The organism is Thalassotalea fonticola, from assembly GCF_032911225.1.
Classification (GTDB): Bacteria; Pseudomonadota; Gammaproteobacteria; order Enterobacterales; family Alteromonadaceae; genus Thalassotalea_A; species Thalassotalea_A fonticola.
Genome location: NZ_CP136600.1, coordinates 743,436 through 759,637, shown reverse-complemented (window position 1 = coordinate 759,637; position 16,202 = coordinate 743,436). Strand labels below are relative to the sequence as shown.

At 38.1% G+C, this 16,202-nt stretch carries 13 protein-coding genes; 6 read left to right on the top strand and 7 right to left on the bottom strand.

The annotated features are described in order from the left end of the window. Positions 1-384 precede the first annotated feature (384 nt). Positions 385-1,299 (bottom strand): YncE family protein, encoded by a 915-nt coding sequence (locus RI844_RS03070; RefSeq protein WP_348397007.1) that lies wholly within the window; start codon positions 1,297-1,299, stop codon positions 385-387. A gap of 623 nt (positions 1,300-1,922) precedes the next feature. Between RI844_RS03070 and RI844_RS03065 the strand changes: the two genes are divergently transcribed. The 4 genes from RI844_RS03065 to RI844_RS03050 all read left to right on the top strand — a co-directional run bounded on the left by RI844_RS03065 (position 1,923) and on the right by RI844_RS03050 (position 8,463). Beyond that, positions 1,923-2,405, top strand: coding sequence for a hypothetical protein (locus RI844_RS03065; RefSeq protein WP_348397006.1), 483 nt, complete (start codon positions 1,923-1,925; stop codon positions 2,403-2,405). Between the two features lie 592 nt (positions 2,406-2,997). Continuing rightward, positions 2,998-4,206 (top strand): hypothetical protein, encoded by a 1,209-nt coding sequence (locus RI844_RS03060; RefSeq protein ID WP_348397005.1) that lies wholly within the window; start codon positions 2,998-3,000, stop codon positions 4,204-4,206. A 917-nt stretch (positions 4,207-5,123) separates the two neighbouring features. Next, positions 5,124-5,870 (top strand): hypothetical protein, encoded by a 747-nt coding sequence (locus RI844_RS03055; RefSeq protein WP_348397004.1) that lies wholly within the window; start codon positions 5,124-5,126, stop codon positions 5,868-5,870. Between the two features lie 55 nt (positions 5,871-5,925). Then, the gene (locus RI844_RS03050; protein ID WP_348397003.1) at positions 5,926-8,463 is read left to right on the top strand and encodes a PKD domain-containing protein; all 2,538 of its coding nucleotides are present in this window, start codon (positions 5,926-5,928) and stop codon (positions 8,461-8,463) included. Between the two features lie 1,115 nt (positions 8,464-9,578). Here the strand turns inward: RI844_RS03050 and RI844_RS03045 are convergent. The 3 genes from RI844_RS03045 to RI844_RS03035 form a co-directional block, all read right to left on the bottom strand. Next, on the bottom strand, positions 9,579-10,043 hold the full coding sequence (locus RI844_RS03045; RefSeq protein ID WP_348397002.1) for a hypothetical protein: 465 nt from the start codon (positions 10,041-10,043) through the stop codon (positions 9,579-9,581). 216 nt (positions 10,044-10,259) lie between these two features. Beyond that, positions 10,260-10,547, bottom strand: a complete 288-nt coding sequence (locus tag RI844_RS03040; RefSeq protein ID WP_348397001.1) for an Imm27 family immunity protein — start codon at positions 10,545-10,547, stop codon at positions 10,260-10,262. Beyond that, positions 10,537-10,875 (bottom strand): hypothetical protein, encoded by a 339-nt coding sequence (locus RI844_RS03035; protein ID WP_348397000.1) that lies wholly within the window; start codon positions 10,873-10,875, stop codon positions 10,537-10,539. Before RI844_RS03035 ends, RI844_RS03040 begins: the two co-directional genes overlap by 11 nt. Before the next feature lie 261 nt (positions 10,876-11,136). Here RI844_RS03035 and RI844_RS03030 point away from each other — a divergent pair, with 261 nt between their 5' ends. Further along, positions 11,137-11,274, top strand: a complete 138-nt coding sequence (locus tag RI844_RS03030; RefSeq protein WP_348396999.1) for a hypothetical protein — start codon at positions 11,137-11,139, stop codon at positions 11,272-11,274. 109 nt (positions 11,275-11,383) lie between these two features. On the opposite strand, the gene RI844_RS03025 is transcribed toward RI844_RS03030, so the two are convergent. Further along, positions 11,384-12,550: an AAA family ATPase gene (locus RI844_RS03025; protein ID WP_348396998.1), complete on the bottom strand. Its 1,167-nt coding sequence runs from the start codon at positions 12,548-12,550 to the stop codon at positions 11,384-11,386. A gap of 212 nt (positions 12,551-12,762) precedes the next feature. On the opposite strand from RI844_RS03025, the gene RI844_RS03020 reads away from it, so the two are divergent. Beyond that, the gene (locus RI844_RS03020; RefSeq protein WP_348396997.1) at positions 12,763-13,125 is read left to right on the top strand and encodes a hypothetical protein; all 363 of its coding nucleotides are present in this window, start codon (positions 12,763-12,765) and stop codon (positions 13,123-13,125) included. Between the two features lie 512 nt (positions 13,126-13,637). Here the strand turns inward: RI844_RS03020 and RI844_RS03015 are convergent. After that, a complete protein-coding gene (locus RI844_RS03015) occupies positions 13,638-15,212 on the bottom strand; it encodes a dihydrolipoyllysine-residue acetyltransferase (RefSeq protein WP_348396996.1) in 1,575 nt (524 codons plus the stop codon). 10 nt (positions 15,213-15,222) lie between these two features. Further along, positions 15,223-16,200, bottom strand: a complete 978-nt coding sequence (locus RI844_RS03010; protein WP_348396995.1) for an alpha-ketoacid dehydrogenase subunit beta — start codon at positions 16,198-16,200, stop codon at positions 15,223-15,225. Positions 16,201-16,202: the final 2 nt, after the last annotated feature.

Below are 16,202 nucleotides of genomic sequence, written 5' to 3'. Positions count from 1 at the left end.
CTTCTCTATGGCGGCTTTGAGCGGTCAACAGCCGTTCAAGCCTTATCTAATTATTCTTTCATTTTACTGAATAGCTGCCGTTATAGCTTACTTCACTAACAGCAAATTTTCCGAATTAACATTAAGAGTATTGTTGGTTGTTTGGAGTGCAGAATACGTAGGTAAGCCTTTATCCTTACAGACAACTATGCCACCAAAGTAGTCGTTTGTAGTATCCGATTTAAAAAATCACTATGTGCTCATTGCGAAAGTTGGCAGTAAAAGAGGCTATATCATAATATAGTCTACGCTTAAGCAAAATGAGTCGTCGCTATATTTTCAATACAAGTAGCAACCCAAATATGCTTTCACGATAGCCTCTTCCCCCTAAACTTAGCTAGTAGGCTATTGTAAAACCAATGATGAATATCCTATTCCATCCGGTCCATCACCTGTAGGTAGTTCAAATAACGTTTCACCTGATGGTATATCAATGACAATAATCTTATCTTTACCGTAGGCAGACATAAACAAAGTACGATCATCTGGATGATAAACCACACCATTAGGTATCGTTCTCCAAGAAAAATCTATTTGATGCAATTTCTTTTTATTCTTTACATCAATAATATCGAGCGTATTATTCTTATAATCAGGGATCACGGCAAACTGCTCATCGCGTGTTAGTAACACCCTATAAGGAAAACTAAACCCTCTCCATTGCTTAATTAGTCCGCCATTAATTAAATTAAATACACTTACTAAACCATCCTCATTGCTCCCCACCCAAAGCTCTGATCCATCTTTGTTGATCGTGATCGCTTCCGGTACATCGGGCGTAGAAATTTTTCGTAGTAAAGTTCCAGATTGAACGTCTAATTCAGATACCGTATTAGAGTCCATATTAGTGGTATATACACGCTCGCTAGACTCAGGCAATGCCACCATATGAGAGCCTTTCTGTTTAGTACCGATCACTTTTTCAATTTGGCCTGATGTAACATCGACTATTACCACACTATCCGAGCCTTCAGAAGAAACAGCGACTCTTCGCTGATCTTTTAAAAACAACACCCCATGAGGCCTAGGGTAATTAGATAAATCAATGGTTTTTACTTTTCTTGCTTGTTGAACATCAAAAACAGTTAAACTATTACCACCAATATAATCAGTGACTACAGCCAAGCGCCCATCCGCACTCATCGCCAATTCGTGAGGGCCCTTGCCAGTTGTACGCGTGAATTTAATTTTACGACTCTTAAGATCAATGAAATTAACCGTATTATCGTTTTTGTTTACGACGACAATTGTTCCCGACATGCTCTTATCGCTTGCCATGGAGGGTATGCAAAAGAAGCACCCAAACAAAAGTATATAAACTAAGTAATTAATAATTTTCATAGTAGCCCTTTTTTAATTAATAGACTAAATTTTCCCTATTAAGAATGCAAAAAAGGTATGTAAGAAAATATTCCATGTTTGTAGCTCAACAATAGAACAATGCGATTTCATTCGGAAAACTAGTGACTAGAATGCGCATTCGAGACACAGAAACATCGCTCTAGACGAATAACGGACAATGCTGTACTGCTTTAGAACACTTCTGAACAATGGTTGATATGAGTTAATAGACGATCAGTTTTCCATTTCAATTCCGTTTTCAGTTGAGCTAAGGGACGTCACTTTCACCTGTTCCTGTAGGCCTTTCACACTAGGGAATTTGCTTAATAATGTTCGCTGTAGATCAAAACAGACTAAAAAATTCATTAGAAACTTTGAAACCCTAGCTTCCGTTTTGTTAAGGGTTGTTGGCTGATGTCTAACAACCCTTAACTCTTGTAGCGTTCAGCGATTTAAAGTAATGTAATCAAAAGCTCACAGGCTGCTGCGAGCGATAAACAGTCGTTGATGCTTAGATGAAATTCAAATTTAAAGAACGAAATATGAAGACTTTATTCATGCTTGGACTTATATGTCTAAGTATTGGTTGTGTAGATAATTCCCCCCTTATTAGCAAGATTAAGGCAGAGCAATATGTTTTGCTAAAAACTAAGGACTATAGAGATGGTCAAATAAAGTATGCCGCCTTTAAAATTACTGCCCCCCCAAGTGAGAGTAAACAATTTAGTTTTGAATATATTTTCATTTCAAACGGTGAATCTGTGATGAATTTTGGCTCGAATGAAGCTGCTTTAGGTCACTATACTCACACTTTAAATGGATACATAAGATTTGAAACTTATGAACTTAGTTTAAGTAAGTACGAGGGTAATTGGTATATTGGAGCCGAACCAATAGCATATCGAACTGAATATAATACAGATTATTGTGTTACTGAATACACAACTATTCCAAACTTATTAGCTATAGATTTTTCTGAATGTGAATTTATAGCAGAAAGTAAAATAAACAAGTTGAGAGAATAACTTAGCCCTCGAGGTTTTAGCGTAACTCACTGTCTGCGAATGGCACTTTTGCGACAGTCGCATTGCCGCAAAATCATTTCAACGCGTGGTAAAAAAGGTTACTGAATTCCCGCTTACTTTACCAGAATATTGATTCAACAGTGGTATCCGCAGTTGAATTGAACACATAACAGGTTGATTACGTCACCTTTTAATTGATAGGTACTAAAAGTTGTTACCGTGAGTGTTACTAAAATAAAAATCCAAGTAACTAAATAGGCTTTTTTTATGTTTGATTTGCACTATTTTAGTCTTAATTTTACGTCATCAAAGCTCGCTTAGCTGACCTATTGGTATCGAAGCTTTAATGAGCACTTTTGCTACAATATAGTCAAAGTCACCTTGCAAAATTCCCCCTTGATAATGCCTAGTTTGGGATCAGTTAGCTGCACACAGAAAATTGATGGTTCAATGGCAAGAGTGGCTAATACCGGACATAATAATTTCTCGTATAAATCCTATCTTACCGATTTATCAGGAAAACCTACTAAAACAACTTTCTGGTTATATACTTGTTTTGTTGCTGTAGTGAAACTATAAACTGGAGGGTGTTATGGGAGTAGAGCTACTGGAAAAACTTGATAAATTTAGTGAACTGGTGAAAGCCAGGCGTTTTGGTGTTGTTTGGGTGTACCTATCCATAGCGACACTTTTGATAACAGCTACAGCTGCCTTATCCAATATATTTACCACGCTAGACGTGCTCATTTTGGATTTCACATCTAACCTACCAAGTTTGGTCTCTGGCTTAATATTGGCCGGGCCAGTGCTCGCATTTTTCATGCTTTGGATTTGGGTGAGGCCCAATGACTCAGGAATCTTGTCATTTGAAGACGACCAAGCCTTGGAACAGCTTCTTGAGGCTTGTCTTCCTAGGACCTTGGACAAAGCAAGGTTTATCCAGTACTCCGGTGACAAATCTGATGCATTTATGAGACTGCTCCTCAAGCGAGGTGCGAAAGTTGATCTTTTACTTAAGCACCCTGCCACCGAGGAGCTTGATGTCCAGAAAAAGAAAATGAGGTTGCTTGAACCGCGCTGGCGGGACTACCCAAACCCTGAAGACGTACAGATTCGATTTTACAAAGAACAGGCATCTGTCCGAGGAGTGGCCGTAGATGGTAAAGTGCTAGGGTTGAGTTGGTATACTTATCAGCAAAGGGGGGAAGCTGCTCCTGAACCTTGGCTGTTTGGCCATTCAAATCTACATATTGGTTTTCCTTGTAACAGCTCAGCCGGTACTGAGAGCGAATTTTTCGATAACTTATTCAACACGTTGTGGAAAAATGCACAGCCCATGTGGATCGAAGCTTCAGGTAGGATTTCCAAGGGGCATGGAGTTGCGGGATCAAAAAGTGAACACTACTCTGCTGGCACCATCAAACTACAAACCGAATACTTTAGGGAGCAAGGTGTGGACATATCCCCATATCATCCCGCTACCCTCAATATTGACATATCGCCATTGCGCATAGACCTAGTACGGGATGCCGCCACAGGCTCTCCTGTCACAAAAACATTGCCCGATGTTAATTGGACTGACAATCATCCGCCGGAAACTTTTTCCTTTTCAGACTGTTGGCTCACTTATCGAGAGCAGAGATACCCTGGGTTGATATACTACCCTCACCCCAAAACAAAGGTGCGACACGAACAAAATCCGGGTATCGTCGAGGTTCTGTGCACCAAGATTCCCCTGGTTGAAGGTGAGAGTAACATTGAAATTCAATTTAACTCCCTAGAAGTTGACTTGTTTCGATAGAGGCGAGGTCGCGTGATGCCTAACAATGCGGAAGGTAAAGTCTGGCCCGCTCTAGGTAGGTGCACCTCGATGTGGACGTAACTGAACGTCTCCTTTAAGCGCGAACCCAGATCCTCACTTAATAATTTTCCTATGTATCTGAAGATCAGGTCTTCGGTCTACATGAGGACAAAAAAACAAATAAGCGAAATATCGCGAATGTGGCAGCAGGTGTCCATTTGGCATCGAATTTGGATCTTAGTATTTTATTTTTGATGAAACTGTCTCTTTGGTTCGCTGAGCCGACTAAAGCAGAAATCTTGTTAAAGACAGGTATATGAACCGAAAGCGGACGCTAGGTGGTTACAGATTTAGCTTCAACGGGAGAAGTTATTTATCGCGTCTATTGCCAGGTCTGACAGGCCTTCAAATAAACTCAAAAAGAGCCATAATTACCTCATATTAAATTAACAAGATAATTGTACCCAATAAAAATCGGAGTTTTGGGGAGAATTTCGCGCTTACCACCCAATATACCGACCTCTACAGGATCTATTTTGCCTTTTCCTGAATTATTATTCGAAATATATATGGTAATGATAAGTTCGTTGTAATTATTTCACCAATAAATCTAGGCTTATTCAAATCTAATTTGAATCTGTATTTTTCTACAAGGGTCACTGTACCAATACACCTTGGTTATCAGCTTACCTCGATTTAAAATCGGTAGACGAATCGATGCATTATTTATTATAAAACTTAGTTGTTCGATTAGTACCCAAGAATAAGTTAATTAATGAACAATAGATTATTAATCAATAATTTAACACTCTATTTTATACTCAATAGATAAATTAACAATGTTACAAATTGCTTGCAGTTGCGTAATATTTTTTTACTGGAATGTAAAAGAATATCTTAATAACAAGGAGATGATTATGAATAAACTTAATTTAATTACCGCAAGTCTTGCTGTTTCATTACTAGGTTCAGGCTGTTCAACTGTTAATAATACATTAGCTGAAAAGAAAAAGTCTGTAGAGCTCTATCGGATATTTAATATTCAAACGAATGCAGATCGTTACGCTGTCACTGAAGCTGCTTCGGATGGACTTGGTGGAAATGTTAATAATGCCGATGAGCAAAACCCTATTCCTAACTATACTGAAAAGCCTGTAATGCCAGGCCGATATAAATCAGTTAACCCTATGAAACAAATGCAAGGTCAGCTCACAGGTTTTGCTGCATTTGCTGCATCCCAAATGGGACCACAACTTAAAACTGTTGACTGTGACGGCGCTATTTGGACAGCAAAAGCAACGAAAAAAGCAGACAATGCTTTTAACATGAGTTTTAACTTATGCATGTGGGAATACCAAGGTGGCTACCATTTAGATGTTTATGCTAACTATACGAAAGAAGAAGGTGGACTATATAGCGCAATCCGTAATACCACATATGCAATTATGGGAACACCTGAAGAGTGGGCCGAAAAAACGGTTTTAGATATTGTTCGTGAAATAAAATCTAGAACAGGTGCTCAAGTTAAATTTAATGAAGGTTACCCTAAATTAAACACTACTCCTTGGCTAGATTCAGGAATGGTATTTAATGCCGAGGGTTATCTTGGTGCCCCAGTGGTAGCAAGTAATACTACTTCGAACGAAACTACTTCAGCTAATTAACATGGAATAGCCTAGCCATAATTATAAGGCTGGGTATTATTAATACGGACTAATCATGAAAAAAATTTTATTAATTGTCGGTATGTCGCTGGCGCTATCTGCTTGTGGTGGTTCAGGGGGAGGAGATACCCCTCCAATAGAGAACCTCAATGATCAGCAACCTACACCACCACCCCCAACTAATGTGGCTCCAATTGCTAATGCCGGAACTGATCAAGTAATAACTCTTGGTGAAACTATTACATTAAGTGCAAAAAATAGTTCTGATGAAGAAGGAAGTTCACTTATTTATATTTGGACGTTACAAACTGCCCCTGGAAATTCAGATACGGGTAGTGTTCAATCAAGTGAAGAGAGTTTTGAATTTACTCCTGATGTATCTGGTGAGTATAATTTTTCGCTTACTGTAAATGACGGGGAACAGGATAGTGAACCTGTAAAAATCACTATCTTTGTCAACCCTCCTTTACTTTCCTACTTGTTGATAGAACAAGATTATATCCACCCCAAAGCTGAATATTTTCTAGATGCGAGTAACCATAATTGCTTTGATGCTACCACAATCGCTTTTAGTTATAGACTCATAGATGCGCCTGAAGAGAGTATTTACTTCAAAGATGAATATTTATTGGATACTGACGAGGAGTATGTTCTGGGACCTAAATTAGATAGTTCAGGGATTTATACGTTCGAACTTGAGTTACAATGCGATAACTCTATTCACAAAACTACAAGTAACATTCAAGTGAATGATTGGAGTGATAGAAATATTGAAATAGATATAAGACCTGAACTTCATATAAATGAAGGTGTTGTTAATAGACCTTTTAGCTACCAAATTAAACAATATATTTTTGGTGGAATATCAGTTAGTTATAGTTGGAAAATAACCAAAGCTCCTGAAGGAAGTTCATATCAAGATTATACATCTAATGACGAAATGCTTTATTTCTTTCCTGATGTAGCGGGAGAGTATGATTTTGAAGTATCTGGTCACTGGAATGGAGAATTAGTTGGAGAATACTCGGATAAGTTTAATATACTTGAAGAGCCAGATTTATCACGCCCGATTAGTTCAGCATTAACAAATGATGAATTTTATATAGGTCAGATAGATAAAGAGTTAATTATTGATTTATCAAATTCTTTTTCACCAATTGGCGAAAAGCTGACTTATGAATTAACCCTTAAAAAAGGCCCCTCTGGAGCTAAAGCTGAAATTACACGGGATAGAAAAAAAAATCATAAATTTGCATTTAAAGCAGATGAAGAAGGTTGGTATACAGTAGAAACTAAAATTACCACAGAATCTCAAGAGGTTGATTCTTTTGCATCATACGTTTATCTCGACGAATATGAAAGAGAGAACAACTCAGTTCTGAAGGACACATATACAGTGGTAAATCAGGTACAAAATTTTGACGACATAAACCAATATTCTTTTCGTACTGATATAGTAGGAAAAGACAGATTAAACCAGCAATATTTATTCGATAAACCTGGAACATACACATATAACGGTTCTAGCTTTCATGTTAACAGAGGGAAGAAGGTGTTTGTTTATGAAAATATAGATAGCCTTCCGTCTATAGCCGACGCTGGAGGAGATCTTAAGGGAAGCCTAAATAGCTCAGTTTTGTTAAAAGATGAACATTCACATTTTGAAAGTGAAAATACAATAAAAGCTTGGTCTATTGTTAGTTCAATAGAGGGGGCGAACTCTAAAATAGAATCATCAGAGAATGGTCAAGTACACTTTGTTACTGATATGGAAGGTGAATATGTTATCCAGTTATCTTTATATGATAACGGAAAGGTAGCTAGCTATGATCATTTAAGAATAAATATAGCTGAATTTATTCCAAATGTAATCCTTCCTAAGCAGCTTTATGTGCCATTAGGTACAGACTTTACTGTAGATGTTAGTGAGGAAATTGAAAATAACGATATTAAGCAACAATGGCTCCTTTCTTCATCTTTGAACGAAGTTATTAAGGAGAAAAGTCCTTCAATTTTTACAGCAAACCTTTCTAAAGATACGGTGATAAGTGAGCCCGCTTCCAATGAGCATTATTATGCCAGCCTCTCTTTATTGTTTGAAGATTCTGTGGGAATAGAGCACATGGCAACTACAAAAATAGTCTTATTTGAGGGGGAGCCAAGAGTAGAGGTAACTGACCGCGGCCCTAATGAAATAAATATTCCTTTTATAGACCATAGAGCACAAGAACAACTGAAGCTCACACCGAAGCACGTTGATGCGGATATAGCAAATTATTTATTCCAAATTGTACCTGTAGGTAGAGAGTACACATTGATTCTTAAAGCTGAAGATAAAAATAATAATGTAGCACCATATTTTGAACTTAGTGCTGTAAACCATTCAATTAATACTAATACTGGTTCGTACTTGAAGAAGCGAAGTTTAATAGTTACAAATGATCAAGTTAAGCTTATTCCTGGCAATATTTATTATCTTAAGTATGCGGAGCCTGTAGATGTTGAAAATAAGTCTATACATAACACTTTCTTTGCAGAACTTGAGGATTTTGGAGTGATCTTAGATGTATCAAGAAAGTATTATACTAATTAATATTTATATAATTATATTTTGATGGTTTAATCACATGATAGGCACTTCACTATTGTCAGGTGCCGTTATCATGTGATCTTATTTAATAGAAACTCACTGCCGCTACTACTTCGAAGAAGCATACCTAGTTGGTAACTATTAATAACCCCTTCATCCACCTTCGATGCGTGCGGCAAACCTTCCCCGCAGGCAAAACAATCCGCTTCGGCGCGTTCCGTCATTGAGTGGTCAGTTAGATCTTGCGATGGACCAATAACTGACCTTTAGCGTAGAAACCAAAACTGTAATGACCCAGCGTCCTTTTCGGATCTTGTACCTGACCTTTGTAATATTTCTGCTTAAGTCTGCAAAGTGGCATAACCGTCCCAAATACAGCTAACAATTTTATGGATTGTAATTTAGAAAAGTCCGATGATAAATTTGATTAGTAACATCATAAGTAACAATTATTTTTTTGCTAAACTCAAACCACCTTTAAATCAAAATATTAGAGGGTCAATTCATCTGTGGAAATAACAGTTGAATCAATATTCTGGTAAAGTTAGCGGGAAATTAATAACCGTTTTTATCTGGATTGGAGCTGAGATTTTTTGCATCACGACCGTCTCTGATGTGCCATAAGCGGAAGTAGAGCAATCATCAACTCAGTTCAGCTAATGCCACAAAGCGGAAGGTTTGGTTTGGGCTATTGAGATTCAGACACCGCACAAAAGCTGAATACTGATTTATGAAGAGAGCTATATAGACGCCCTGAAAGCAGACGTTATAAATTTTTAAATTCCAGCTTTTCAGTTATTCGATTGGTTTCTAAGAAGGTAGGCTGGATGTCAGGCTCGATCCGTCGGGTCAGTGTGAACTGATCTTGCCCAAAAAATACGACCAGTCATTGTTACAGTTACGGTTGTCTAGGGCTACCTAAAAAGAACACATACAGTCTCTATTGTTCATTTACAATACATGGAAAGGTCTTCAGCGAAATTTCTTGCCCAACTTTAAAAGGTACAACCCATGTTCTTCACCTGTATTGTCGCTCTTTAACGATCGCTTTCCATTGACCTTGGCTGCACTGCACTCCCATGGGTATCAACTAATTTTAATTTCACTGGATGATGTTTTCATACCCAAACTTCATCACAAAGAGTTTTCATAATATTCTTATCGACCATATCATTGATCATAAATGTGTAGTTAGTATATTTACTTTGTATCAACAAAGAGAAATCCCCTAAAAACTTCGGTTCTAATGAAATCGCAAAACAAGATTTAGTATCTAGCAAGATTTTGTACTTCTCAAACTCAAAAAGGTTAGCTTTCAAGCTTTTACTCATTTGACCTAAAGTTATTGTAATTTCACTTAAACTCTTCTCTTTTAATTTTAGTATGTAAAAGTCTTCCTTTTGTACGACAATACTTACAAATTTAGAGTTTAATTTAACTGAATCGTTTTGATAAACACTATTACCGTTTTTCAGAACCAAATAGTAATGAAATAATTCTTCCTCATAGAAAATATAGGCAGTTGCTAATATGATAGTCATTACTATGCATAGTAATGTAAATGTTTCTCGAATTATAGACATCTGTTCATTCCTGAACCTTTTACAACACACTCTCTTACATGGTGTTCAGAGATATCTGGCTCTTTTATTATTGATTTAGAGGTACTATCAGGTGAGGTACTTTCAGATTGATTATTATTCATTGTATCCTTACTCTATAATCCTGACGGTCTGCTATTCGCTCTTACCCGACATTAAGCTTTTCAATTACTTACGTCAACCTTGAGTGAACGGTTGCTACTTCTGTAAAACTTGATTAATTAAATCAGGAGTCGCCACTTCAAGTGATTTAGGTCCACCACCATGTAGATGGCTTTGAGGATAAAATAGAACCCAATAACGATTATCAATAGGGTCCAAAAACAAAATGTCCCAACCTGATTTATCTGGTCCAATTTTCTGCAAATGATTTTCTACCAACCAATTGATACGACTACAGACATCATCACCTTTGACCTTTCCATCTGATACTAACCAACTACCAGTTAACGATACTTCTTGTGGTTGTAATAAATTAAAGCTCAACCGCCTCTACCTCGACATATCCTTCACATGTAATAGTATCCATTTTAGCAATAGAATCACAAACTTTGCACTTCACTTCATTAGGGATATTTCGAATGTTGGCTACACCATCCTCAATGACTATCGCTGGCTTTAGTAATTCGCCTAATTCCATCCCAAGGTAGTGCATCTTGTTCATGTCTACTCTATAAACGTTACCCGTTTTATCACCAACAAAAGTCTCAAAATTTCCTCCTGCACCACTCTCAAACATTAGAAAATCATTTCTAACCTTACATCGAGTACAAGGGGCATGGCATTGAGAAATTTTTAGCTTATTAGATTTCATTAAACATCCGTGTTGATAAGATTTTTTGAACAAGTAAACGACCGCTGTTCGCTCTATCCAACCTATCTTATAGCGTTTGGTAACTCAAATACACTTTGAATAAAACTTCAACATTAATGCTCTTGGCATCATGTTTCTAACTAGATGCAAAAACAAAGGACTAATGTATACCAACGCTCCAAATGCTAGCATTGTTGTTACTGGTTGGTCATTAGCCACACCTGTCGAATAACCCATGAGTAGTGCTAGGATTGTAAGAATATGAAGAAACCAGAAATGCCAAGAAAAATGCTTGCCTCTCTTTTTAATTTTTGTCGATTTGATTCTTCTACCCATGAAGCTATCTTAGTACCCAATGTGGATGGTAACGGTCTGCTTATCGCTCAAAGCCGCCCCTGAGCTTTTGATTACATTACGTTATATTTCTAAGGGACTCAAGTGTGCCATGAACTGTGATTGAGGAAAACATAAACAAATAAAAGCAGCTTGATTTTTGTTAATTACATTACTAACTTGGCCAATACCAAGTAGGCTTTGTTAATAAATCTTGTCCAATAATCTCGGTCTGACCAAACTGTTTTTTTAAGTGAATAGAATTACATTGAGTTTCATTCTTTAAAGCATTAATTAAAGGTTGAGCATGAGAAACAACCCACACTTGAGTTGTTTTAGATGCTTTTATAATAAGGTTTGCCAACGCAGGGAGTAATTCCGGATGTAAACTGGTTTCAGGTTCGTTGATAACCATTAAAGATGGCGGTCTAGGAGTTAACAAAGCAGCTATCCAAAGTAGAAAACGCAAGGTTCCATCAGATAACTCTTTACCTGTTAAAGGTCTTAATAATCCATGTTGATAAAATAGTAAACTAAAGTGACCATCTTCACTGACTTGAATCTTTAAAGTAGAACCAGGGAATGCTTCTTCAATAGATTCATTCAATGCTTCTTCATCACCGACTTCGATGATTGTCTGTATAGCTGCCGCCAAATCAGAGCCATCATGACTAAGCACCATCGTACGAGTACCTAATTGCGGTATACGAGCAGGTGCATCAGAGTCCGTTCTGAAGTGATCATAAAATCTCCAATTCTTTATGAACTCCCGTAATAAGATGACTTCAGGTGACTGAACTGGGTCTGCTATTTGAGTGAATATACTGTCATATAATGGTAAGTGCTGAGAAGTGACTTGCCACTGCCGACCATTGCGCACTTTTACCATAGCCTCTTTTCGCTCCACTAAAGCACTAGCAGATCTATAAATTAACCCTTGCCAAATTGATTCGCGCTTTATTTCAGGATCTAAATTAAAAGCACTGGGGTATGGTACAGGAGGTGTGACACCAAGAGAAACTGAATAGCTAAAGTCGTCACTAGCAAACCCTAACTTTAACCGCTTTGGTTTTTTGTGGTGATTTCCTTCTACTTTTACTACTCCCTCGCGCATAGCTTTAGATATTTTTTCTGGTCCTGCCCAATATGTAGAATCAAGGCCGCCTTCTTTTGCCAGTGCGCTTATACCACCGCCTTTCGCGGTTTGAGCTAACAAGCGTAGCGCCTTATATATATTTGATTTACCACTGCCATTAGGGCCTGTCACCAAATTAAGGTTATCTAAAGGCATTACCAAATCCTGTACTGAACGGTAATTACTAAAGGCTAAGGTTCGAATCATTTTTCATCCGAGATAAGAAGCTTATATTTGATGGCACATTTAAATTAACTATAATATTTAAAAACCGATTCGCGAGCAAAGCCGCCTTGAGCAGCTTTAATAATTTGCATTAATGTACAATACATGATGTTATTGTTTAAACACAAGTTTTTAGTGGTCGCCACCGACCGCTTAGAGCGATAACCTGTCACTAGAGTTTGTACCCTAATTATATGAATATTAAAATTTTACTTTCTTCTATTTTACTATTTAGCTCCAATACTTTACTGGCTACAGAATTATGTGACTCCACATCAAACAAGTGTGCTCAGATAGGTAGCGGTGCTGCATGGTTACTATCGATTATTGAAACTTCCAAGCATGTTTGCACTTCCTCTGAAGATGTTCACTATTGGCTAGAAGAGAATAAATGGCTGATTAAGAAAATCAAATCAGAAGAGCCTGAATACGCTCACTTCCTAGAAATGCAATCCAATTCCTTTTGGAAAACTGGTAATCCAGAAATACAAGATAACTGCGACAAAGTGACTGAGCTTGTTCATAATGAACATCCTTTAAACTCTTCTTTAAGGTAGATTTTTTCTCTCATTTTGAAATGCATGAGGGTCGGGTTATGGCACTTTTCAGCCGGTCAGCATTCACTTTTTTATACCCTCAGTACAGTTAATGAGGTCCCCGATGTCGCTTGAGCTCCTCGAGGATGACGGCGTATTTTCTCTACTTCTGTTTCTGGCACTGTATTGCCGTTCGAGTCACCTTGAAACTGCAGAAGATCCCGTCCAAAAGCACGACGGGATGACGTTGTATTTTTTCTATTTCCAGTTATGTTACCGCGTTTTTTTCTGATTTTGTGAGTGACTATAAGTGGCACTGACCTGCCGAATCAAGCCTGTCACCTTGCCTTCCTTTATAGAAGCGAATCAAATTATTTAAAAGCCGGAATTTAAAAATTCAAACGTCTATTTTCTGATTTTTCCTATAGTTTTATTCAGAAATCAGTATTCATCTTTTAAATGCAAAAAAACCTGTCATGCTCACACATAACAGGCTTTTCATTAGCAAATAGCTTTATACCATTTGGTATGACTTAAGACATATGCATTAACATAGTGGCAGGATCTTCTAAGAAAGACTTCCATAAGTTACTAAAACGAGCAATGGTGCCGCCATCAATTACGCGATGATCGCCAGACCAACTAACTTGCATGATTGAACGAACTTCAACTTCACCTTTATCATTAAAGCGCGGTAAGGTTTGTAGTTTACCTAAAGCAACAATGGCAACTTCTGGCTTATTGATGATAGGTGTTGCGACCGTACCACCTAGTGCACCAATATTAGAAATACTGATAGTGCCACCTTTTAGGTCATTGCTGGCAACTCTGCCATCGCGAGCATCATTGGTTAAGCGGGTAATTTCTTTGGCCACATCAACAATTGATAAGCTTTGTACATTCTTCACATTAGGTACTAGTAAACCAACTTTTGAATCTACCGCCATACCAATATTGTGATCATCAAAATAAGTAAGCTCAGAACAATCTTCATTCACTTTAGTGTTCATCAATGGAAATTGTTTAATTGCTAACGACATAGACTTCATGAAAAATGGCATCATGGTTAATTTAATGTCTTGCTTGGCATACACTTCTTTTAACTCAGAGCGCAAGGCAATCAGCTTAGTCATGTCAATTTCTTCACAATAAGTAAAGTGAGGAATTGTTGATACAGAAGCAACCATAGCTTTAGCCATAGCGGCCTTAATGCCCCTAATAGGTTCAACTCTGGTTCCGCCAGCAACTTCTGTATTTACACTAGCAGAAGCTTGTACAGATGAAGCTTGTGGGGCTTGGGTAAAGTTAACCACGTCTTCTTTATACACACGTCCTTTAGGTCCAGTCCCTGGTACGTCATGAATGTTTACACTTAATTCTCTGGCTACACGGCGCACAGCAGGACTTGCTATAGCTTTGCCTGTTGTAGATTTAACCCCAACAGCTGTTTTTGCAACGGCAGGTGGCGTGGCTTGCACACTTGCTGTTGGAGCTGTTTGAGCTGTTGTTTCTGCAGAAGCAACAGGTGCTGAGCCTTGGGCTTGTAAACCTTCCACTTCAATAGCGAATAGAGGTTGGTGAACTTTGGCTATTTCACCTTTGGCATAATGCAACTTAACTACTTTACCAGCGTATTTAGATGGTATTTGCACAAGTGCTTTGTCTGTCATTACATCAACAACGGCTTGGTCTTCTTCAATCATATCGCCTTCAGCGACTAACCAATCAACAACTTCACATTCAACGATACCTTCACCGATATCAGGCAATATAAAATCTTCAATAGCACTGCTGCCAGCAACCGCTTTCGCTGGGCTAGTCTCTACCGGTGCTGCTACTGCTGCCGGGGCTGCTGCTTCAGTTTCAGCGCCAACAGGCGTCATAGCAAATAAAGGTGAGTGTACTTTCGCTATATCACCTTTTGCATAATACAATTTATCAACAACACCAGAGTACATTGCAGGTATTTGCACTAATGCTTTATCTGTCATTACATCTGCTACAGGCTGATCTTCTTCAATATGATCGCCTTCGTTTACTAGCCATTCAACCAGTTCACATTCAACAATGCCTTCGCCAATGTCAGGTAAAATAAAATCAATACTCATTTCATAAATCCTAGTAATTTACCGAGGCCATAATGGCTTCAAAGGTTTTCAATTCATCTGGCATGTATTCTTTTTCATGCGCTAGCGGGAACGGTGTGTCTAAACCACATACTCGTGAAATCGGTGACTCTAAATGTAAGAAACACTTATCTTGAATGGTGGCCGCTATTTCACCAGCAAAACCACCAGTTAAAGGGGCTTCATGGTTGATCAGTAATCTGCCGGTCTTTTGCACCGATGCAGCAACCGTGTCTACATCCCAAGGCAATATAGAACGTAAATCAATAATTTCACAAGACACGCCTTGCTTTTCAGCCATTTCAGCTGATTTTTCGATGGTTTCCATCTGCGCACCCCAGCCTAATAACGTGATATCAGTGCCATTTTTTACAACTTCGGCTTTACCCAGTGGTAACTGATAATCTTCTTCAGGCACTTCGCCTACTGACGCCCGGTAAAGCTTTTTAGGTTCAAAAAATATGATCGGGTTTTTGTCACGAATCGCAGCAAGTAATAAACCTTTAGCTTGATAAGGGTTGCGAGGAACCACAATTTTTAAACCCGGTGTGTGGGCAAAGTAAGCTTCAGGTGATTGCGAGTGATATAGACCGCCAGCAATACCGCCACCGTAAGGTGTACGGATTGTTAGGTTTCCAACATTAAATTCATTACCAGAGCGGTATCTGAATTTAGCAGACTCATTCACAATTTGATCGAACGCTGGAAAAATATAATCAGCAAACTGAATTTCAGCAATAGGAACACTGCCCTGCGCTGCTAAACCATTGGCAAAGCCCATAATGCCCTGTTCAGTTAAAGGCGTGTTAAAACAACGGTCTTTACCAAATTTTTCTTGTAAGTTACTGGTCGCACGAAATACACCACCAAAATGGCCTACGTCTTCACCAAAACACACTGCAGACTCATTTTCAGTCATGGCGATTTCTAAAGCATTATTAATAGCTTGTAATAAATTCATTTGTGCCATAA

Coding starts and splice junctions, on each gene's coding strand:
- RI844_RS03050 (WP_348397003.1), top strand. CDS start 5,926: ATGAAAAAAATTTTATTAATTGTCGGTATGTCGCTGGCGCTATCTGCT.
- RI844_RS03055 (WP_348397004.1), top strand. CDS start 5,124: ATGAATAAACTTAATTTAATTACCGCAAGTCTTGCTGTTTCATTACTA.
- RI844_RS03020 (WP_348396997.1), top strand. CDS start 12,763: ATGAATATTAAAATTTTACTTTCTTCTATTTTACTATTTAGCTCCAAT.
- RI844_RS03045 (WP_348397002.1), bottom strand. CDS start 10,043: ATGTCTATAATTCGAGAAACATTTACATTACTATGCATAGTAATGACT.
- RI844_RS03015 (WP_348396996.1), bottom strand. CDS start 15,212: ATGAGTATTGATTTTATTTTACCTGACATTGGCGAAGGCATTGTTGAA.
- RI844_RS03035 (WP_348397000.1), bottom strand. CDS start 10,875: ATGAAATCTAATAAGCTAAAAATTTCTCAATGCCATGCCCCTTGTACT.
- RI844_RS03060 (WP_348397005.1), top strand. CDS start 2,998: ATGGGAGTAGAGCTACTGGAAAAACTTGATAAATTTAGTGAACTGGTG.
- RI844_RS03010 (WP_348396995.1), bottom strand. CDS start 16,200: ATGGCACAAATGAATTTATTACAAGCTATTAATAATGCTTTAGAAATC.
- RI844_RS03030 (WP_348396999.1), top strand. CDS start 11,137: ATGAAGAAACCAGAAATGCCAAGAAAAATGCTTGCCTCTCTTTTTAAT.
- RI844_RS03065 (WP_348397006.1), top strand. CDS start 1,923: ATGAAGACTTTATTCATGCTTGGACTTATATGTCTAAGTATTGGTTGT.
- RI844_RS03025 (WP_348396998.1), bottom strand. CDS start 12,550: ATGATTCGAACCTTAGCCTTTAGTAATTACCGTTCAGTACAGGATTTG.
- RI844_RS03070 (WP_348397007.1), bottom strand. CDS start 1,299: ATGTCGGGAACAATTGTCGTCGTAAACAAAAACGATAATACGGTTAAT.